This window comes from Floridaenema aerugineum BLCC-F46, assembly GCF_041929345.1.
Lineage (GTDB): Bacteria > Cyanobacteriota > Cyanobacteriia > Cyanobacteriales > Aerosakkonemataceae > Floridanema > Floridanema aerugineum.
In genome coordinates, this window is sequence record NZ_JBHFNQ010000218.1 from 95,608 (window position 1) to 116,718 (window position 21,111).

Annotated in this window: 15 protein-coding genes; 8 read left to right on the top strand and 7 right to left on the bottom strand. The window is 40.3% G+C overall.

The features are described 5' to 3' along the window. Positions 1-63: 63 nt before the first annotated feature. Positions 64-576: a Ycf51 family protein gene (locus ACE1CC_RS30465; protein ID WP_413274202.1), complete on the top strand. Its 513-nt coding sequence runs from the start codon at positions 64-66 to the stop codon at positions 574-576. 569 nt (positions 577-1,145) lie between these two features. Further along, a complete protein-coding gene (locus tag ACE1CC_RS30470; RefSeq protein WP_413274181.1) occupies positions 1,146-3,248 on the top strand; it encodes a mechanosensitive ion channel family protein in 2,103 nt (700 codons plus the stop codon). A 327-nt stretch (positions 3,249-3,575) separates the two neighbouring features. On the opposite strand, the gene ACE1CC_RS30475 is transcribed toward ACE1CC_RS30470, so the two are convergent. The 4 genes from ACE1CC_RS30475 to ACE1CC_RS30490 all read right to left on the bottom strand — a co-directional run bounded on the left by ACE1CC_RS30475 (position 3,576) and on the right by ACE1CC_RS30490 (position 8,313). Beyond that, complete coding sequence (locus ACE1CC_RS30475; RefSeq protein ID WP_413274182.1) at positions 3,576-4,877, bottom strand: pentapeptide repeat-containing protein; 1,302 nt, start codon at positions 4,875-4,877, stop codon at positions 3,576-3,578. A gap of 124 nt (positions 4,878-5,001) precedes the next feature. Next, positions 5,002-5,382 carry a hypothetical protein gene (locus tag ACE1CC_RS30480; protein ID WP_413274183.1) on the bottom strand — a complete coding sequence of 127 codons (381 nt, stop codon included), beginning with the start codon at positions 5,380-5,382 and terminating at the stop codon, positions 5,002-5,004. 290 nt (positions 5,383-5,672) lie between these two features. Beyond that, positions 5,673-6,089, bottom strand: coding sequence for a globin family protein (locus ACE1CC_RS30485; protein ID WP_413274184.1), 417 nt, complete (start codon positions 6,087-6,089; stop codon positions 5,673-5,675). Positions 6,090-6,306: 217 nt separating this feature from the next. Beyond that, a complete protein-coding gene (locus tag ACE1CC_RS30490; RefSeq protein WP_413274185.1) occupies positions 6,307-8,313 on the bottom strand; it encodes a histidine phosphatase family protein in 2,007 nt (668 codons plus the stop codon). A 568-nt stretch (positions 8,314-8,881) separates the two neighbouring features. Here ACE1CC_RS30490 and cysK point away from each other — a divergent pair. Both cysK and ACE1CC_RS30500 read left to right on the top strand, forming a co-directional pair. After that, a complete protein-coding gene (gene cysK, locus ACE1CC_RS30495; protein WP_413274186.1) occupies positions 8,882-9,841 on the top strand; it encodes a cysteine synthase A in 960 nt (319 codons plus the stop codon). Positions 9,842-10,059: 218 nt separating this feature from the next. Beyond that, the gene (locus ACE1CC_RS30500; protein ID WP_413274187.1) at positions 10,060-10,539 is read left to right on the top strand and encodes a DUF3352 domain-containing protein; all 480 of its coding nucleotides are present in this window, start codon (positions 10,060-10,062) and stop codon (positions 10,537-10,539) included. Positions 10,540-10,729: 190 nt separating this feature from the next. On the opposite strand, the gene ACE1CC_RS30505 is transcribed toward ACE1CC_RS30500, so the two are convergent. From ACE1CC_RS30505 to ACE1CC_RS30515, 3 genes are all read right to left on the bottom strand, one after another. Beyond that, the gene (locus tag ACE1CC_RS30505; protein ID WP_413274188.1) at positions 10,730-11,968 is read right to left on the bottom strand and encodes an acetate kinase; all 1,239 of its coding nucleotides are present in this window, start codon (positions 11,966-11,968) and stop codon (positions 10,730-10,732) included. A 57-nt stretch (positions 11,969-12,025) separates the two neighbouring features. Beyond that, the gene (locus ACE1CC_RS30510; RefSeq protein WP_413274189.1) at positions 12,026-12,397 is read right to left on the bottom strand and encodes a Crp/Fnr family transcriptional regulator; all 372 of its coding nucleotides are present in this window, start codon (positions 12,395-12,397) and stop codon (positions 12,026-12,028) included. 299 nt (positions 12,398-12,696) lie between these two features. Continuing rightward, the gene (locus tag ACE1CC_RS30515) at positions 12,697-13,335 is read right to left on the bottom strand and encodes a histidine phosphatase family protein (protein ID WP_413274190.1); all 639 of its coding nucleotides are present in this window, start codon (positions 13,333-13,335) and stop codon (positions 12,697-12,699) included. Between the two features lie 550 nt (positions 13,336-13,885). Here ACE1CC_RS30515 and ACE1CC_RS30520 point away from each other — a divergent pair. The 4 genes from ACE1CC_RS30520 to ACE1CC_RS30535 all read left to right on the top strand — a co-directional run bounded on the left by ACE1CC_RS30520 (position 13,886) and on the right by ACE1CC_RS30535 (position 21,041). Beyond that, entirely contained in the window at positions 13,886-16,324 is a 2,439-nt protein-coding gene (locus tag ACE1CC_RS30520) for a phosphoketolase family protein (RefSeq protein WP_413274191.1), read from the top strand. Positions 16,325-16,439: 115 nt separating this feature from the next. Then, the gene (locus ACE1CC_RS30525; RefSeq protein ID WP_413274192.1) at positions 16,440-17,621 is read left to right on the top strand and encodes a transaldolase; all 1,182 of its coding nucleotides are present in this window, start codon (positions 16,440-16,442) and stop codon (positions 17,619-17,621) included. A gap of 99 nt (positions 17,622-17,720) precedes the next feature. Further along, on the top strand, positions 17,721-20,252 hold the full coding sequence (locus ACE1CC_RS30530) for a glycogen/starch/alpha-glucan phosphorylase (protein ID WP_413274193.1): 2,532 nt from the start codon (positions 17,721-17,723) through the stop codon (positions 20,250-20,252). A gap of 144 nt (positions 20,253-20,396) precedes the next feature. Continuing rightward, a complete protein-coding gene (locus tag ACE1CC_RS30535; RefSeq protein WP_413274194.1) occupies positions 20,397-21,041 on the top strand; it encodes a histidine phosphatase family protein in 645 nt (214 codons plus the stop codon). The last annotated feature ends 70 nt before the right edge of the window (positions 21,042-21,111 follow it).

Consider the following 21,111-nt stretch of genomic DNA (forward strand, 5'->3'; position numbering starts at 1 on the left):
GCGCAACAACGTACCTAATATTGGTTTAAAATCGAAAATTGAAAATCAAAGATGGCAGAAGTTATGTTAACAACAACTGATTTTTTAATTGCTGGTAAGTGGGCGGGGATTCTAACTTTAGGTTGTGCGGTTTTGACTGTAATAGCTTTTGTTTTTAAGTGGGGATTTCGGTTTCGATTTGTTGGTGCTACTGGGTTTATGGGGGTGTTAACTGGTGGTTTATTTGCTTTAGGTTTAGGGTTGTTTACTCATACTACTATTCCTGGTGCAATTCGCTATTCGGTGGTTTTTGATAATGGGGCTACTTTAGCTTCGATCGCAGTTCCCCCCACAATAACTCAGTCTGAATTAGATGCAACTTTGCGTCAAGCCGCCGCAGATTTGTTTTCTTATGGCAGATTGGGTAGTGATAGTTTAGTCATTCGTGCTAGAACAATGATTCACCCAGAAGCGGGGGTTTCGCAACCGCTGATTTTGGGTGAGGTGAGGCGATCGCTAATGAACCGCGCAGATGATAATTTATCAGTAAACATCTACGCCGAAAATCTCGCTAAATTACCACAACCAACAGCTTAATTTCACAAAGTTAAAAAGTTCGTTTTCAGGACTGAAGTCCAACAAAATAAAAATTTCCACAGAAACCGGGTTTAAAGAAACCCGGTTTTTTCTCGACAGTTACCCCCATTATGATTGGGCGATTGAAATACGTGCTACACAAAACTTAGTCCGCTTGACAAAGACTAAAGAATAAGGGGGGTATTTAAGCCGGATTTGGTATTATTTAGCAGTGAATATTTATGCCGAAAATCTCGCTAAAATACCACAACCAACAGCTTAATTGAAATTCGGGGAAAAGTTCGTTGTGAGGGCTTCAGTCCTTTAAAGTTAAATTTTATACATAAACCGGATTTCTTGACGGAAGAAAGTCGCAATTTTGGCGCTTACCTTATGTTTGTTGCTATAGCATCTATCTAAAGTTACATAAATATAAAAATTTTAACAATCCATTAGTAATTATTAGCAATTGAGCGGGTATTATTTTAATAGCAGAGTTTGAATCTCTGAGTTAACAAGAGGAATCCCTACCCAACGATTTTATTTGGGTGAGCCGGAAATAAAAAATACGGATCAGGAGAATGTAATAAATGAAGCATTATAGAGTTCGAGCTATTATTCTTGCAGGAGTTATTGGTATTTGTGCAGTGTGGGTGACTCCGGTACGATCGCAAGAGCAAGAATCAACATCAGAAGCGAAAACGGAAAAGGTGGAAGCAGTTCAACCAACAAAACCACCAGATCCCAAAGCTGCAACCACAACTAAACAGCTTGATATTCCAGTCGATGAACTGAAACTGATCCTCAAACCGCTGACGCTAGAAGAAGTGCAAAACGAAGCAGCAGCGTGGATGTTAGTGCTGCAAAATAAAGCCAAAGAAATCAGCGAGGCTGAAGTTACAATTAAGCGGCAAAATTTAGCTATTGCCAAACAAAAAGAAGGTGCAGAAGCCTTAGAAAAAGCTAAACAAGCTCTCCAAGAAGCCGAGAAAGTACAAAAAAGTGCTGCACCGGGTTCGCCGCAATATCAAGAAGCCACAAAAAAGGTAGAAGAAGCCCAAGAAAACCTGAAAAAAGCCCAAGAAGCGGTTGATGAAGCCAAAACAACTAAAGCAGAATTAGGAAAAGATGCAACAGCGCGTGAGGCATTAGAAAAAGCTAAGAAAACGGGCAACCTGGAAACAGCGAAACAAACGATCGAGCAAACAAAAGCCGATCGAGATAAACAGACTGCTGGCTCTTTAGCTTATCAAGACGCAACCAAAAAAATTGAGAAACTAGAAGCAGCGATTAAAGAAGTTGAGGATGCTCAAGAAGCGCAAAAAGGCGCTCAACCAGATACACCAGAATATCAGAAAGCTACCCAACAATTAGAAAAAGCAGATGCAGCCCTAAAACAACTACTCAAAGAGTTAGGGGTAGGGACTGATAAAACTCAGCAGTCATCCCAAAACCTCAACAACGCTACAGCTGCACTGGATAAAACCGAAATTAAAAACAACCCAGAGGAAAAAGTTGCTGGTTCACCCGGAGTTGTAAATAATGAACAGAACTTGCAACAAAAACAACAGCAGTTGGAAACAACAAAGCAAAAGTTAGAAAAGAGTGCTGAAGCTGAGGCGGAAGCGAAGAATCAACTCGTTACTACTGTTACGGAACTTCAAGGACAGCAGACGGCGCTGATCGATCGCCTAAACGCAGTCTTAGAAGAACTAGAAAGAAAAGGTGGCGATGTTAAGTCTTACCGCCAATACATTCAAGCAGTTACTGCTGTCGAAGTAGATGCCAAAGACACTGAGGGGCTGGGCTTGCGGCTGATTAGCTGGGCACAATCTAGCGAAGGAGGTTTGCGTTGGGCAACTAATTTCGGGAAGTTTACTGGGATTATTCTGGCTTCGATCGTTGTTTCTCAAATCCTGGGTGCGCTGCTCAATCAAATACTTTCCAAATTTGGCGGTACATCAGCAATTATGCGCCATTTTATTGTCATGCTGGTCAAACGTGGCGGAGTTGTAGTCGGTTTCTTGCTAGCTTTAACCGCACTGGAAGTCAGCCTTGGCCCCGTTTTAGCCTTGCTTGGGGGTGTGAGTTTCGTCCTCGCATTCGCGCTGCAAAGCAACCTTGGCAACTTAGCCAGCGGTTTGATGATCATGGTTTACAAACCCTTCGATGTGGGCGACGAAGTAAAAGTAGGATCGCTTTGGGGATGGGTAGAGGCTATTACCTTAGCTAATACGAAGATTAAAGGTTTTGGTGGTCAGATATTTACTATTCCTAATAACAATATTTGGAGTGATACGATCGAAAACCTGAGCCACGACAAAAACCGCAAAATCATGCTCTCTTTCCGGATCGACTTTGACGAAAACCTCAAAAAAGTAGAGCAACTAATTGTAGAAACTATCAAATCTCATCCTAAAGTGCTGGCAGAACCTGCTCCTAGTACTTTTGTCTGGCAGATTGAAGACTACTATATCAGTGTGTTTGCTGGTGGATGGACGAAAAAAGATGATTTTTGGGAAACTTACGCAGATGTTATTCGTCTAATTCAACAACGTTTCAACGAAGAAGGTATTAACCTCGCTGCTATTCCCAAAGCAATTGAAATTGGAGTAGAAATGAGCGAGCTTAATGGTAAAGTTGCCCATCTCCCTGCGGAACTCCCCCCGCAACGGGCTGCTGTAGAAAACTAATCATTTTTTTGCTCACTTTCTAAACGACTAATTTCTGTGAGTAATCCTCGTAAAACCAAATTAACATTACCACTACTTGTTACCATATCCCAATTTTGGATGGCTCTTTCGGGTTAATCGGGAAAAATGTTCATATATGTTACAAACCAGGGAAACGGTGCGTATAGCCTACGGCATTCAAGAAAAGGCACGGGAATTTATTTATGCGTTGAAATGCTGAATTTATCGCCCGTGCCTAACACACCAAATCAGTTAAATAAGATTTTGTTATCACCATAAATCCGGGAGAGTCGCTTCTGTAATATCCATGATTTTCAATTCTTGAAACTATGAATTATCTTTTGCTGTTTCTGCTGATTTAAATTTCTTCCCATTAGGCATAATTGCGCCTTCAAGGAAAGCAACACTCAACTCAAAATCACTCACTTTAGCACCTTTAAGATTGGCACCAGTTAGGTAAGCGCCCTCCAAATTTGCACCACTTAAACTAGTATTTTTTAAATTAGCACCACTGAGGTTAGCTTGAGTTAAATCTACACAGATTAAATTAGCGTTACTAAGATTAGCACTACTAAGATTAGCCTGATTCAACTTCGCAAAACCAAAGTTAGCATGACTAAGATTAGCACCACTAAGTTTGCTCTGACTGAGGTTAGCATTGTCCAAGTTGGCGTAACTTAAGTTAGCATTAGTTAAATCCGTTGCACTTAAATTAGCTGAACTAAGATTAGCTTTAGGAAGATTAATATCTACTAATTCTGCACCAGAAGTGTCCAAACCTCGCAAAGAAACGCCATCTTCATTTAAATCTTGTAGTGCTAAAAGTCTGGCGTAACTAACTTTTACTCCATGTGCTGCATCAATTGTACTCCAAGCTTGGTAGTGAAATTGCTTGCGGCGATCGGGAGCTTCCTTAATAAACAAAACTAAGGCAATTACTAAACTCAATACATCAGCACTTTCCACAATTTCCGAAATAACAGAATTTTCATTAGCAAATAAATAGGCTAAAATAAACAATAAAGCTGCACTAACCGCGACTAACCAAGTGGGTAACACCCAAAAAGTATCAACAAGTTTTTTCGGAATATTAGTGAAAACTTTAAGCAAGTCTTGAATAGTAGTTTTTTCTCGCTGTTTCGGATCTTTTTCTGGCTTTGTTTCAGGCTGACTTACTGTTGATTCCGCAGGCTTTACTGTTGCTGCCACTTTTGGTGAGGATATTTCATCTGCACCCTTTAACATTTCAGCCGTAATAGCTTGATAAGCAGCTAACCAAGCTTGCTTAACTTCAGGAGTCCAATCTGTTTGGAGATATTGTTCAAAAGTAGTAAGTAAAGCTGCACCAACTGGGCCATAATATTTAGGAATTACTCCATAACTAACGTGCCTAGCTCCCAAAGCATTCAGTACTGCTCCTAAGTTTTCTGGTTGGCGGAGATTTTCGACGACTAACACCAAAGAATTTAGCAGCTTTTTGTACTGATTTGTCATATCAGTTTTGGTAAATAAAGGTTTGACTTCTGGATTAGCTGCAAATAAGTTTTCGTAGAAACTCACCACAAATTCATTAGCATGAGGTTTAATTTTCTCAAAACTTTGCTCTAACAGTTCTACATTTAAAGACATTTTTTTATCCTGAATTCATCAATGCTTTTACTCATGTTTCAAATGAATAGGTTTTTCTGGTGATAAGTTGCTAAAAATTTATAGTTAACCCGGAAAACCCATTTACTTAAGTTTTAGGTTGATGCTATAAATTTAACTCCGCTAATTCTTGATAAAGTTTAGCCATGAATTCTGCTGGATCTTTGATGCCCATTTCTCCCAAAGCTTTCCATTCATTGGCGCTATAATCTAAATCGATTCCCATGATATCTTGAACCCAATAAGGTAAATTGGATGGGTTTTCCATTAGTTCGTAAGTTAGCTTGAGAATCTCTACTCCTGAAGTATTGTGTCTAGTTTTTGTTGCTAAACAAAAAGAAAGTAATTTGGCTAAATTGCTTTCTGGTGGAATTGAAATGAGAAATGCCATTTTTTCGGCTAAGACAAACTTATCCAATTTCATGAGTAATCCTTTTCCTGTTAGTATATTTATTATCTCAAAAATCCGTTCTTTTGTAATTGCCACCTTCTGAAAGCCTGATATTGCAGATTCCGCACGTCAATCTATAATAACTCAAGTTGCTAGTTATTAATTTTGAGGCTGTAGGGTGCGTCAGATAGCAGAATTTTGGGTAAGATAGCTAAATTTATCGGTCTGACGCACCCTACTCAACCGTAACTAGCAACTTACGTTAATAGAGAAAGTATTACACCAATCCTGAGTAGCTTAGCTATCAATAAAAATACTTGAAGTACTCGCCAAGCTACCCAAAATGTTTAGTTATTTACTACATTTTGAAGTGCGGAATGTGAGTTCTAAGAAGATACTTCTGCTGCACCTTGTAACATCAAAGCAGTAATTGCTTCCAAAGCATCTGTCCATGCTTGCTTAATTTCAGGAGTCCAATCCTGCTGAAGATACTGCCCAAAAGTTGTTAGTAATGCTTGCCCAACTAAGGGGTAATGTTCGGGAAGTGTTCCGTATTTGAGATGTTTAGCTCCTAAAGTTTGAAGAATTTCCACTAAAACCTCTGGCTTCCGTAAATTTTGTACTACCAAGACTAATGCCGCTAACAAATGTTTACGTTGTTCCGCCATATTAGTTTTGGCAAATAACGCCTTTGCTTCTGGGTAAGCTGTAAACAGGTTTTCGTAGAAACTAGCTACAAATTCCTCAGAGTGAGGTTTTATTTGTGCAAAACTTTGCTCTAACAGTTCAACATTTAAAGACATATTTTTCTAGAACACAATATTACTCCACAACAATTTAAACATATTTTAGATAAAATTGTACTAAAACAAATAATAATTTAATATTGCAACTTTTCAAAGTTTTTTTGGCTCTCTTGTACTTGTCGGGGAAATTTCTAGTTAATAAAGATTGGAGAAGAGAGGTCAGCATAAAATCTGTGCTAACCTCTCTTTGTTTAATCACACAAACCGAGTTGCATTATGCGGCAGCGTTTAGGTTAGCAACTAACCCATACACCGATACGTAATCTTCTAACTCTTGTAAGTCAACAGTGCCATTTTTATCACTGTCGAGAATGTGGAACAGATAATCAGTAATGTGTCTTCTAACTTCTTCAGGACTACGTTCGCCTACTGTTAAGTCTTCAATCATGCCTAACAGTTCAAAAATCTCGTCTTTATCCAGTGACTTACTGCCGTCTTTATCCAATTCTAGGAACAGTTTTCTGATATCTTCTGTTGCCATTCTTGAGGATTGCAATGTTTCGCGCAATATGTCATTGCTGAAAAGATTCATGAACAAAATTTGCTCAATTATGGGGATGCAGAAGAAACCTAGTGCTGCCCAAAAAGCGGCATATTTCAAAGTATCTGGGTTGGGAACTACGCTAACTGCGCTCATGAATAGGGCAGCCCAGAGGAAAAAGTTGGGATTCACTAATAGAATGTAAGCGTCTTGTGCTTCGGCTTTGATGATTTTCCCGTTGGAAAATACGTAAGTTAAGGTAGCAGCTAAACGCATGAAGATAAAGATTAATACTGCTAGTGCTAGTTGTTGTAAACAGGCGATCGATCGCTCAGGCGCAGCTGAAGTAAATAAGTCGGAAATAATCGTATATGGCGTAAACTGGAAGCCTGTAAATAAAGCCATAATTGCCACAGCTAAAACACCGATAAATTTCCAGTTTTTACTGTGGTGATTTGATTCTACAGGAGATTTACCCCGCCAATATTGCGCGATCGCAGCGGGAATTGCTAAACCTACAATTAAAATGACAAAGAAAAAGTTCAAACTGTCAACTTTAATTGGTAAAGGTGCAAGAGCAAAAGTCCCTAGAAGCGCCAAAGGAGCAACTATTGATAACAACCGAGACAGCACCGCAGAGGGATAAAGATTCCCGCCCCAAAGTACTGATAAAACTGGCGAAGTCAAAGCTGGGGGCACCATCCAAAATAACACCCACAAAATTTTGTATAAGTCTGCCGGACTTTGATACAAAATTCCTGAAAATATTAAAAATAGTCCGATCGCCCATCGAACTAACATCCAACCATTAACTATCCACTTGACAGTCGGAGTTACTTTACCCCTAGTTCCAGCAAAGTCAATATCCAGATAAGTATAAAAAGTGGAAACTGCCAAACAAGCAACAATTAACCAAGTAAAAACTGGCGGAAGCAGTTGATAATCAGAAGCGCTCAAAGCTCTCGCCAAACTGCCAACTAAAAATGACACAGCATAGAGCAAAATCGCCCACATAATCGAAAGATCGTTGATCTTTTTCCGTAACTCCGCACTACCGCTAGATTCTTTATCACGGAACTTAGTCAACTCTTCTTTACTCAGAGCCTTACCATTTGGCAACTTCAAATGTTTATAAGCCGTTGGTGGTAAGCCACTTAAATAAAGCGCTAAAGGCTCCAAAACATACTGATGGCACACTACGAGAACATCTTCGCCTTGTTCCAAATGGGGAACAACTTTTTCCCGATAAAAACTAGCAGCCCTCGCATAAACTTGGTCTATTTTTTCCCCAGCTGGAGGAGCTTCATTATGCGAATGTAGCATTTCCTCGAAGCCTTCATAGCCCAAAGCAAGGCGCAACAAATTCAAATTTCTCCCAGCAAAAATCCCAAAAGATTTCTCACCAATGCGGTGATCGATATTAATCGGAATATCTGGTGATTTGAGTGATTGGCTGACATCAACTGCTATTTGACAAGTTTGCCGCGCCCTTCTCATGTGCGAAACATATACAGCATCAAATTTGATGCCTCTTTTCTTAATATCCATTCCGGCGCGACGTGCTTGCAACTTACCAAATGCTGTTAATCCAACATCCAGCACCCCCGCAAAAATATTGCGTTCGTTGCTAGTACTTTCACCATGCCTAATGAAGTAGACTTGCCCTATTTTCCGCTCTGTTTCTGCCATACCATCAGAAATTTCTGCGGATACATTTAGAGAATTATTAACTTTTCCCATGCTTTCTTTAACTCGCGATCGAGGCTTTTTATTTGACGTTAAAGTTCACTTTGCTACTGCAAATGAATTGTTAAACATATCAGATGTTAAAATTTATTTACACATATAATATTTTATTTAACAAAAATTAATATCAAAGATATGGGAGGATTTTAAAGTTATTTTAAAGCATAATTTTCTAGTTATTTGTTTGGGTAACTATCTAGAACCAAGCTAATCAAAAATTTTTTAGCCCAAGTAAAAACTACAGATCGGTGAGGGAAGTTAGGCGGAAAAAAAGCTATTAATTAAGAAATTTAAGTAATTGAATTACTTAAGAAAAGTTGAAATTAAAGGAAAAGTAGATTTTTGTTGCAATAAGTACAATAATCCAATCGACTAACCGTAGTATAATTAAATATCATACTTTGTCAGAGATAAAATTGTCCAGTAGGGTGCGAAACGCTTGATTAGCTCTTTGAGAACCAGGTAGTAATTACGAGCAAGCAGCGCCATACCTTACAGGACTTCTCTGATCACTGGGATGAAAGCCAAAAGTTAAACTCTCATGCGCGTTAAGGAGTAGAAAATGCGAATTGCTCGTAATGTAACAGAATTGATTGGACGCACCCCACTAGTACAGTTAAATCGAATTCCGCAATCAGAAGGATGTTTAGCACAAATTGTGGTCAAATTGGAAGGGATGAACCCAGCTGCTTCTGTAAAAGACCGCATTGGCGCAAGTATGATTCAAGTAGCAGAAGAAGCGGGATTAATTCAGCCAGGAAAAACCGTTTTAGTTGAGCCAACTTCTGGTAATACAGGCATCGCTTTGGCAATGGTAGCAGCTGCCAAAGGTTACGAATTAATTCTCACCATGCCAGAGACAATGAGCATCGAAAGACGTAATATGCTCAAAGCTTATGGTGCCACCTTAGAATTAACTCCAGGTATGGAAGGAATGCGGGGAGCAATTCGCCGTGCGGAAGAAATTGCTGCTACTATTCCTAATGGTTATCTGTTGCAGCAATTCCGCAACCCAGCTAATCCGAAAATACACCGCGAAACCACTGCTGAAGAAATTTGGACTGACACAGATGGAGAAATAGATTTTTTAATTGCTGGTGTTGGTACTGGTGGTACTTTAACCGGAGTTGCGGAAGTAATTAAACAGCGCAAACCAAGTTTTAAAGCGATCGCAGTTGAACCTGTAAATAGTCCAGTGCTTTCAGGGGGAAAAGCAGGCCCTCATAAAATTCAAGGTATTGGTGCGGGGTTTGTTCCCGAAGTTTTGAAAGTAGAATTAATAGACGAAGTAATTCCAGTTGCAGATGATGAAGCGATGTATTTCAGTCGTCGTTTAGCAAGAGAAGAAGGTTTGCTTTCTGGTATTTCTTCCGGTGCAGCTTTAGCAGCCGCAATTAAAATTGGCAAACGGGAAGAAAATGCAGGTCGTTTAATTGTGATGATACAACCAAGTTTTGGCGAACGTTACTTGAGTACGCCGTTGTTCCAAGAACCACAAGTTTTGGAAACCACCAAGTTGTAAGAGGCAAAGAGGTTCCAGGGGCGGACGCTGTAGGGGCAATTCATGAATTGCCCCTACAAAGTCCTTAATGCCTTCTGGAATAGCTTTTTTTCAGGTTGAAGTATTTACTAGTAGAAATATTAGCAAGTCTAGGGATGCTCTCAGGGTGAGAGCTAGTTTTTCAACTCTGTAATAACTATCTGAGTAAAGCTTAAAAAAATGCCTGAAAAAAAATCAAATTGGCTAATTCCAGTGCCGAAAACATTTTAGCAAAAATCAATGAATTAGCCAAGACTAATTCAATTAATGTAACCCAAAGAAATATTCAAGGGAAAACTATTACCGAATGGTCAAGTCCTGGACAAGAAGCTTGGTTAGGTTATGGTTGGTTAGATGGAGAATCACTGTTTATCGCTACAGGTAGTTCCGTTGTTGACGCAATGGCTAGTAATTCTCAATCTCTAGAAAATAGCCCATCATTTAAAGCTATTACTAATACTTTACCGAAGCCAAATGGTGGTTATTTTTACCTGGATATGGACAAAACAATGGCTTTGATGAATCGTAATTTGCCTAGCACTCAAGCAAGTACAATACCTCCAGAAGTTAGTGCTTTTCTCAATTCAATTCGGGGTATTGGTATCACTGCTACTCAGCCAGATTCATCAACTAGCCAAATGGAAGTTTTACTAGCTTTGAAGCCAAAATCAGGAAATTAGACTTCTACTGCTGAAGCTATTTTACATAGAATTTGGTTTTGAATGTAAAGAAGACGGGACAACCGTCTTTTTTTTTCGTTGTAGCGACTTCAATCTTATCATGTCCGATCGATTACCCGCATTGTAGAGACGTTGTATACAACGTCTCTACAATGTATACAACGTCTCTACAATCTTTCTTGTATAGGTATTACAAGGGACTGGGAATGACTGACAATTGAGTTAAACGGACACACTCTTGAGCGATCGCCCAATCTTCTTGTGTGTGAATTACTAAAACTTTGACTGGGGAATCAGGTGTAGAAATATCTTGATCTACAGGTCTATGGTTATTTTTCTCCTCGTCAATTTTTAGCCCTAAAAACTCAAAAGATGCACAAACATCAGCACGCAAATTAGCAGCATTTTCCCCAACTCCGGCGGTAAATACTAAAGCATCTACACCGCCCAAAGAGGCAATCATCGCACCAATAAAAGAGCGTAATATGTGAAGATAAACATTGTATGCGAGTTGAGCACGGGTGTTACCTTGGGCGATCGCTTCTTCAATTTTTCGCATATCCGCAGATATTCCCGAAAGTCCTAAAAATCCCGATCGACGATTAAAAATATCATCGATTTGTTCGCCTGTATGACCCCTTCGCAACAAGTCTATAATAATTCCTGGGTCAATATCTCCTGAACGAGTTCCCATCATTAATCCAGCAGTGGGAGTAAATCCCATTGTTGTATCAATGCTGTGTCCATTTTTTACCGCTGCTAAAGAACAACCATTTCCTAAGTGACAGGTTACTAATTTTAATGATGTTAAATCTTTGCCTAAAAGTTGGGCTGCACGTTGGGAAACATATTGATGACTAATGCCATGAAATCCGTAGCGACGAATGCCATGTTCGTAAAATTCATAAGGTAGGGCATAGACAATAGCTGCTTCCGGCATTTTGGCATGAAAAGCTGTATCAAACACAGCAACTTGTGCCACTTTTTCGCCTAAAATTTGTTCTATAGCTTCAATTCCTTGTAAATTAGCTGGGTTATGTACGGGGGCGAATTTGGCAAAATCAGCGATCGCTTCTTTAACTTCTTTGGTAATTAAACTACTTTCTTTATACTTATCTCCTCCATGCACCACCCGATGACCAACGCAATCAATTTCTGCTAAACTATCAATTACTTTAGTTTCACCTTGCCAAAGACTTTTCAGCATATACTCAACAGTTTCTTGGCGAGATTGGGCGTTTAATTCCTCTTTTAAAACAGCCCCATGAATTGTTTTTACCTTCAGTTCTGCAACACCTTCATGGTGACTCCAATCAATTTGTGCTTCCCAAATTGGTTTCGGTGATTGCACTGGTAGCGCTTCTTCTTTTAGGGAATAAAGGCAGCTTTTCTGACTGCTAGATCCAGCATTGAGAACTAGTATTTTCATTGGGATCGATTCCGATTTTTGATTAACTACTGAAAACTTCTGCCCCTTGCAGCAAGTTTAAAATGCCTCTTTTAAGCGTCGCAGACGATTTGAGTAACTCCGCATTACTTCTAGGGCAAAAACAGGTGTTTCATGCACTGCAAACAGAAATCTGTCTTTATCTAAATATGCAAGTTTGCAATTAGTTTTCGCAACAGCTGTGGTAGCCCTTTTATGTGATTCATGAACTAATGCTCCTTCTCCAAATACATCACCTGTTTCGATCGTTTCTACAACTTTATTACCCACATATAAATCTACTACACCTTCGAGTACACCATACATCACAGCACCAATTTCTCCAGCTTCAAAAATTACTTCACCTTTGGAGAATTCTTTAATTCCTGGTTGTTTTTGATAAATGAGGACAGTTTTTGCTGGTTCTAACATTACTTTCTAACTCCGGTAAAAACATTGCTTTACTTTAATATTTACAGCAAAGCAGAGGAATTGCTGGAAGCAACTACTACTCGGAGTATACCTTAGCAAAACCAGAATTATTTAAAAATTTTAGAAAAAGGATTATTGCCGAATCAAAGATATTTCCCCCCGGCGATAGTTGTCATTACAGTTTTATCCGATAGTCAGGCAAATTACTGTAAGAAAAGTTGCCAAATCTTTTGGAAAAATGTTTTATGGTTGACAAATTCTGTCTTGCTAAGTAATGTATTGAACTAGACGTTGAGAGTTTAAGTGCCAGGTAAATTCCGCAGATGTGGGCCCAAATGAGAGCGATCGGCTAAAACATGAAGTAAAGGGCCATGTACGCCGTATTCAATTACACTAACAGAGGCTACAGGGGCAGAAATGCGATCGCGAAATCTCCCCACATCAATTCCTAACAACCAACAAAGCATAATTCTAATGGTCGCCTTGTGAGAAACAATCAAAATATTACCCGTTTTATAAATTTGTTCAATCTCCTCCAGCACAGCAGAACTGCGTTGAGCAATATCCACCGCTCTTTCTCCACCCGTCGGCGCATTCCAACCCGGATCTGCTAAATAGCGAATATAATCATCATGGAATTGTAAACTCACCTCTTCTGGAGATAAACCCTCCCACTTACCATAAGTAATTTCTTTGAGTCCATCTCGCAATTGCATTTCCATGCCAATAGCATCACACAATGGCTTCGCTGTTGCTACAGTGCGGCGCAAAGGACTACAAAAAATTGCCGTCCAAGGAAAAGAATTATACGCTTGGGTAAAAGCCTGTGCCATCTCTATTCCTTCAGCAGTTAACTCTGGATCGAGCGAGCCACAATAACTATTAGCACGGCTGTAAATTGTTTGTCCGTGTCGTAAAAAATACAGCATTAAGCTCATGAATCTACCTTCAGAGACTGTTCCCCACAACATTCAAACTTTATCTTAATACAATAGATAATTGAACAAGCGGGAAACTTCACAACTTGCTTTTTTGGAAAGGGTTTATTATATTGAATTTGGCATCAGCATTACACCATGTTACTTAAGAGAAGATGATTATTACATTAATAAAATATTAAATTATTTCCCAGTAAGCTAGTTAACTTTATTTAGTTAAGCTTAATGATAAAGTTTATACAAAAATAGAAAAACTTAAAAATTATAGTTGCGATGATGGATTGATTGCATTTTAGATGTTAAACTACCTGCAAAAGTTACCAACCTCAACAACGTAGAGATAAAAAATGCTTATACAAAGCTAATCCTAAGTCAACAAAAAGGTTCAGAAGCTGGGAAAATAATCCTTAATTATCTATCCCTTGTAAGAGATGATTTTCTGAGAATTCTGCCTAACCTTGGATAAAAGCTCACAAAAAACTGACTAGTTCTAGAACTAAGTCTGTGTAGCAATTGTAGAGACGCAAGTAAACCTTGAGAATGAGGAAATATGGTAGCAACTCCTCCCAAACCAACGACTGACACAGCATCGATTAGCGCATTTGGAACAGCGCGAGCTACAGTAGAGGGAGCCCCCCTGAGCGGCGAAGAACTCCGCAAAATGCACGCTTTTTGGCGGGCTTGCAACTATTTAGCAGTGGGAATGATTTACCTGAAAGATAATCCCCTGCTCAGAGAACCCTTGAAAATCGAACAGATCAAAAAGCGCTTGTTGGGACACTGGGGATCGAGTCCAGGGATTAGTTTTGTCTACACTCACCTGAACCGAGTGATTAAAAACCAAGACCTAGATATGATTTACCTGGTAGGCCCTGGACATGGCGCACCCGGTTATCTTGGGCCCTGTTACTTAGAAGGAACTTACTCGGAAATTTACCCAGAGAAAAGCGAAGACGAAGAAGGAATGAAAACCTTCTTTAAAGAATTCTCCTTTCCTGGTGGCGTGGGTAGTCACTGCACCCCGGAAACTCCCGGCTCGATTCACGAAGGTGGCGAACTGGGTTACAGTATTTCCCATGCTTACGGTGCAGCTTTCGACAACCCAGACTTAATTGTGACGGTGTTAGTGGGGGACGGCGAATCTGAAACAGGTGCTCTGGCAACCTCCTGGCACTCTAATAAATTTATCAACCCAGTGCGAGATGGCGCAGTGCTGCCGATTTTGCACCTGAACGGTTACAAAATTAACAACCCCACGATTCCGGCACGTATTAGCCACGAAGAATTAGAAAATCTCTTCAAAGGCTACGGCTACACGCCTTACTTTGTGGAAGGGTCCGATCCTGAGACAATGCACCAAGCAATGGCAGCTACCTTGGATCATTGTGTTGCTGAAATCAAAAAAATTCAGTTGGAAGCCCGCAGCACAGGTAATGCCTTCCGTCCCCGTTGGCCGATGATTGTCCTGCGGAGTCCTAAAGGTTGGACTGGCCCAGGAGAAGTCGCCGGACACAAGGTAGAAGGCTTCTGGAGAGCGCACCAAGTCCCAATGGCAGATGTGGCTAAGAATCCCGAAAGCTTCCACCTGTTAGAAAATTGGTTACACAGCTACAAACCAGAAGAACTGTTTGACCACAACGGCAGATTAATTCCCGAACTCAAAGATTTAACACCGAAAGGAACTCGCCGGATTGGTGCTAATCCCCATGCTAATGGCGGATTATTGCGGAAAGATTTACGGATGCCAGATTTCCGGGAATATGGGGCGAAATTTGACAAACCCGCACAAATTGAAGCAGAAAATACTAAACCTCTGGGTGTTTTCTTGCGGGATGTAATGAAAATGAACTCCACTAACTTCCGGGTGTTTGGGCCAGATGAGAATACCTCAAACAAACTCCAAGCGATTTACGAAGTTAGTAAGAAGTTCTGGATTGCCGAATTTTTCCCGGAAGACTTAGACGGTAGCGAACTGTCTCCCGAAGGTCGGGTGATGGAAATGCTCAGCGAACATACTTTGGAAGGTTGGCTGGAAGGTTATTTGTTAACTGGAAGACATGGATTTTTCTCGACTTACGAGGCTTTTGTCCATGTGATTGATTCGATGTTTAACCAACACGCTAAGTGGTTGGATATTTGCCGTCAGCTTTCTTGGCGGGCGGATATTTCTTCGTTGAATTTGTTGATTACTTCAACGGTTTGGCGACAAGATCACAATGGTTTTACTCACCAAGATCCAGGTTTCTTGGATTTGGTGGTGAATAAGAGTGCGGAAGTTACTCGGATTTATTTGCCTCCAGATGTGAACTCTTTGTTGTCAGTGGCAGATCACTGTTTGCGGAGTAAGAATTACGTGAATGTGATTGTGTCCGACAAACAAATGCACTTGCAGTATATGGATATGGATGCTGCAATTAAGCATTGTACTAAGGGGATTGGCATTTGGGATTGGGCTAGCAATGACCAAGGTTGTGAACCTGATTTGGTGATGGCTTGTGCGGGTGATATTCCCACTTTGGAAGCACTAGCGGCAACGGTAATGTTGCGTCAGGAATTCCCGGATTTGAAGATTCGGTTTATTAATGTGGTTGATTTGTTTAAGTTGCAGCCTGATAGTGAACATCCTCACGGTTTAAGCGATCGCGATTTCGATAGTTTGTTCACTGTTGATAAGCCGATTATCTTCAATTTTCACGGTTATCCCTGGTTAATTCACCGCCTTGCTTATCGTCGAACAAATCATAATAATTTGCACGTTCGCGGGTACAAGGAAAAAGGTAACATTAACACACCTTTGGAATTGGCGATTCAAAACCAAATCGATCGCTTTAGTATTGCTATGGATGCGATCGATCGCATTCCTAGCTTGAAAGTTGCAGGCGCTCATGCTAAAGAAAAATTCAAGAATATGCAAATTGATTGCCGCAACTACGCTTACGAATACGGCGTTGACAAACCAGATGTTATGCACTGGAAATGGCCGTATTAATTAGGGCATGAGTCATTAGTTATTAGTCATTTGTCATTAGTTAAGCATCTTACAAATGACAAATGACTAATGACCGATAACCAATTACTAAACAAAAAAAAAGGATAGACAAGAAATGGCTAAAACTTTGTTGGAACAACTGCGGGAAATGACAGTTGTTGTTGCTGATACAGGAGATATTCAAGCGATTGAAAAATTTACACCTAGAGATGCTACAACTAACCCTTCTTTGATTACAGCGGCGGCACAAATGCCCCAGTATCAAGAAATTGTAGATGAGACTCTCAAACAAGCAAAAAAAGATTCTGGTGCTGGTGCGCCTGATTCTCAAATACTTTCTTTGGCGTTCGATCGCTTGGCGGTGGCGTTTGGGAAAAAGATTTTGGAAATTATTCCGGGTCGGGTTTCTACTGAAGTGGATGCTAGACTTTCTTATGATACAGAAGGGACAATTGCTAAGGCTCGTTATTTAATTTCGGAATACCAATCGGCGGGGATTTCTCCAGAGAGAATTTTAATTAAAATTGCTGCGACTTGGGAAGGAATTCGCGCTGCTGAAGTGTTAGAAAAAGAGGGAATTCATTGTAATTTAACTTTGTTGTTTGGCTTGCATCAGGCGATCGCTTGTGCCGAAGCTGGAGTTACTTTAATTTCGCCTTTTGTGGGGAGAATTCTCGATTGGTACAAGAAAGAAACTGGTAAAACAAGTTACGCACCCGCAGAAGATCCGGGCGTACTTTCTGTCACCCAAATTTATAATTATTACAAAAAGTTTGGCTACAAAACAGAAGTAATGGGAGCTAGTTTCCGTAATATAGACGAAATTACTGAGTTGGCAGGTTGTGATTTGTTGACAATTTCTCCGGCATTGTTGGCAGAATTACAAGCAGGGACAGGAGAGTTACCGCGCAAACTTGACCCAGCATTAGCAGGAAAATCAGAGATGGAAAAAATGTCGCTCGACAAAGCGACCTTTGATAAAATGCACGAAGCCGATCGCATGGCTAACGAAAAACTCGATGAAGGAATCAAAGGTTTTACCAAAGCTTTAGAAACTCTGGAGAAACTATTAGCAGACAGACTGGCACGTTTGGAAGGTGCAGCTACCCTCACTCATGCAGCGGAAGATATTTTCCATGTCTATGATTTAGACGGCGATGGATTTATTACCCGCGAAGAATGGCTGGGAAGTGATGCGGTGTTTGATGCCTTAGATGTCAACAAAGATGGAAAAATCACTGCTGAAGAAATGGGCGCAGGAATCGGAGCAGTGTTACAATTAGCGACCAGTAAATAACCCAGAATTTCTGGGATTTTAGATTTGCGATTTGCCAATAAAAAATCGCGAATCTAAAATATAACATCTAAAGTCTAAAAATCAGTGGGAATTGGATTTATGCAAACATTGCCGAATTCATCAGAATCAGTAGCAGAAGTTAGAATAGAGGACGATCGCACTGGGTTAAGTGTAGAAACGCTAAAAAGAGCCTTTGCAGATAACCTGTTTTATATTCAAGGAAAATTTCCGGGAATTGCCAGTAAAAATGATTTTTACATGGCATTAGCTTATACGGTGCGCGATCGTTTATTGCGCCGTTGGTTAAACACCGCCGAAACCTACACCAGAAACGCCTCCCGTACCGTTGCTTATCTGTCAGCCGAATTCCTCATGGGGCCACAATTAGGCAACAATTTAATTAACTTGGGAATTTATGACCAAGTTAATCAAGCAATGAAAGAACTTGGACTCGACTTGCGAGATTTGCTAGAAGAAGAAGAAGAACCCGGACTAGGTAACGGCGGTTTAGGTAGATTAGCAGCTTGCTATCTCGACTCCCTCGCTACCTTAGAAATTCCCTCTTTAGGTTACGGCATTCGCTACGAATTCGGCATTTTCGAGCAAGATATTAAAGACGGTTGGCAAGTCGAAATAACTGATAAATGGTTAAGTGCTGGTAATCCTTGGGAACTTCCCCGCCCAGAATGGTCTGTAGAAGTTAAACTGGGTGGACGCACAGAAATGCGTGCTGATGAACATGGACGTTTTAAAGTATATTGGCTGCCGGAAAAAGTAGTTAAAGGCATCCCTTACGACACCCCAATTTTAGGTTACAAAACTAACACCGCTAACACCCTACGTTTGTGGAAAGCAGAAGCAGTAGAATCTTTTGACTTTTACGCTTTTGATTCGGGAGATTACTTAGGCGCAGTTCACCAAAAAACTGTTTCGGAAAACATCTCGAAAGTACTTTATCCTAACGATAACTCGGCTCAAGGTAAGGAACTTCGTTTAGCGCAGCAAATCTTTTTTGTTTCCTGTTCGCTAAAAGATATGATGCGAATTATGGAACAACAAAAAGTTTCTTTAGACCAGTTCCACGAAAAATTCGTGATTCAGTTAAATGATACTCACCCATCAGTTGCGATCCCAGAATTGATGCGGTTACTGATTGACGAACATGATATACCTTGGGAAAAAGCTTGGGAGATTACGAAGAAAACTTTTGCTTACACTAATCATACTTTATTGCCAGAAGCTTTAGAACGTTGGCCGATTAGTTTGTTTGGCAAAATGTTACCCCGACACTTGGAAATTATCTACGAAATTAACAACCGTTTCCTAGATGAAGTCCGTATGAAGTTTCCCGACGATAAAGATAGATTGCGGCGGATGTCGTTAATTGATGAATCGGGGGAACGTTATGTGCGGATGGCATATTTAGCTTGTGTGGGTAGTTACTCAATTAATGGTGTTGCAGCATTACACACTGAATTGTTGCAAAAAGATGTGTTGCATGACTTCTACGAAATGTACCCGCAGAAGTTCAACAACAAAACTAATGGCATTACTCCCCGACGTTTTATGGTGTTGAGTAATCCCAGACTTTGTAAATTACTCCACAGTAAAATTGGCGATGATTGGGTAAAAAATCTCTATGAAATGAAGAAATTAGAAGCTTTTGTTGACGATCCCGAATTCCGTCACCAGTGGCGGCAAATGAAGCAAGAAATCAAACAAGATGTGGTGGATTACATTAAGGAAACTACAGGAATTAATGTCAATGTTAATTCGATGTTTGATATTCAAGCGAAACGTTTTCACGAATATAAACGTCAACATTTGAATGTGCTGCACATTATCACTTTGTATAACCGGATTAAGGCTAATCCAAACATTGATATTACTCCGCGAACTTTCTTGTTTGGTGGGAAGGCGGCACCGGGTTATTACATGGCAAAATTAATCATTAAGTTGATTAATTCTGTGGGAGATATCGTTAACCGCGATCCTGATGTACGCGATCGCCTAAAAGTAGTTTTCCTCAAAGACTTCAGCGTGAAATTCGCCCAAAGAATTTATCCGTCGGCTGATCTTTCGGAACAAATTTCTACCGCAGGTAAAGAAGCTTCCGGTACAGGTAATATGAAATTTGCCTTAAATGGCGCACTGACGATCGGAACTTTGGATGGCGCGAATGTGGAAATCCTGGAAGAAGTCGGGGCGGAAAACTTCTTTTTGTGTGGATTAACCACTGAAGAAGTTTATGCTTTGAAAGCAAAAGGTTACAAACCTTGGGAATATTACCAAAAAGATCCTGAGTTGAAATTGGCGATCGATCGCATCGCTTCCGGTTTCTTTTCTCATGGCGATCCTAACTTGTTTAAACCTTTAGTCGATCACCTATTAGGTAACGATCAGTATATGCTAATGGCTGATTATCGTTCCTACATAGATACTCAGGATCGAGTAAGTGAAGCATATCGTGATGTCGATCGCTGGGTGCGGATGTCTATTCTCAATGTGGCAAGAATGGGTAAGTTTTCTTCCGATCGTTCTATCCGCGATTATTGCGAGGATTTCTGGAAAATTCAGCCAGTGAAAATTGAGTTGAAAGAATACGTCGAAGCAACTGCTATTCTGCATTAGACATCTAATTTCTGGAGATATCTCCCCAGATCCCCGACTTCTTCAAGAAGTCGGGGATCTTAAGCGAGATCCCCGACTTCTTCGAGAAGTCGGGGATCTGTTTATACTAAAATCTAAAATTGAATGACAAATGACCAATGACAAATGACTTTAAAGCTCTACTTTCTGCGTCACGGTCAAACTGCTTATAGTATTACTGGTGGTTATTGTGGCACGATCGAAAACGACCCGGGACTCACACCAGATGGAATTTTAATGGCAGAAGCTTTTGCGAAAGCTTACTGTGATTTACCTTGGAAAGCTGCTTTTGTTAGTCCTTTACATCGGACAATTCAAACTGCAACGCCTTTTTGTGAAACTGTGGGTTTAGAAATGCAATTACGGGATGGATTGCGAGAAGTTTCTTACGGTTGTTGGGAAGGTTTACACCCAACAATAGTAAACCAGGAATTTCATGATGAATATGTATCCTGGTTAACTAATCCTGCTTGGACTGCGCCGCCAAATGGGGAAAGGGCGATCGATATTGCTCGTCGTTCTTCTTCAGTAATTCAAGAAATTCAAGAAAGATATTCTGATGGAAATGTTTTAATTGTGTCACATAAGGCAACAATTAGAATTATGATTTGTCGCTTGTTGGGAATAGATGTGGGGCGATATCGCGATCGCATGACAATGCCTGTAGCAGCAGTTAGTATTGTGGAAATGGCAGCTAAAGGGCCAAAATTTCATGTAATTGGCGATCGCTCTCATCTTAGCGAATATTTGCGATCGTTACCTTGTACTTAGGGCTGGGGACTGGGGACTGGGGATTGGGGATTTAAGCTTGTTAAAATATTCACTATCAAGCAATGCTGAA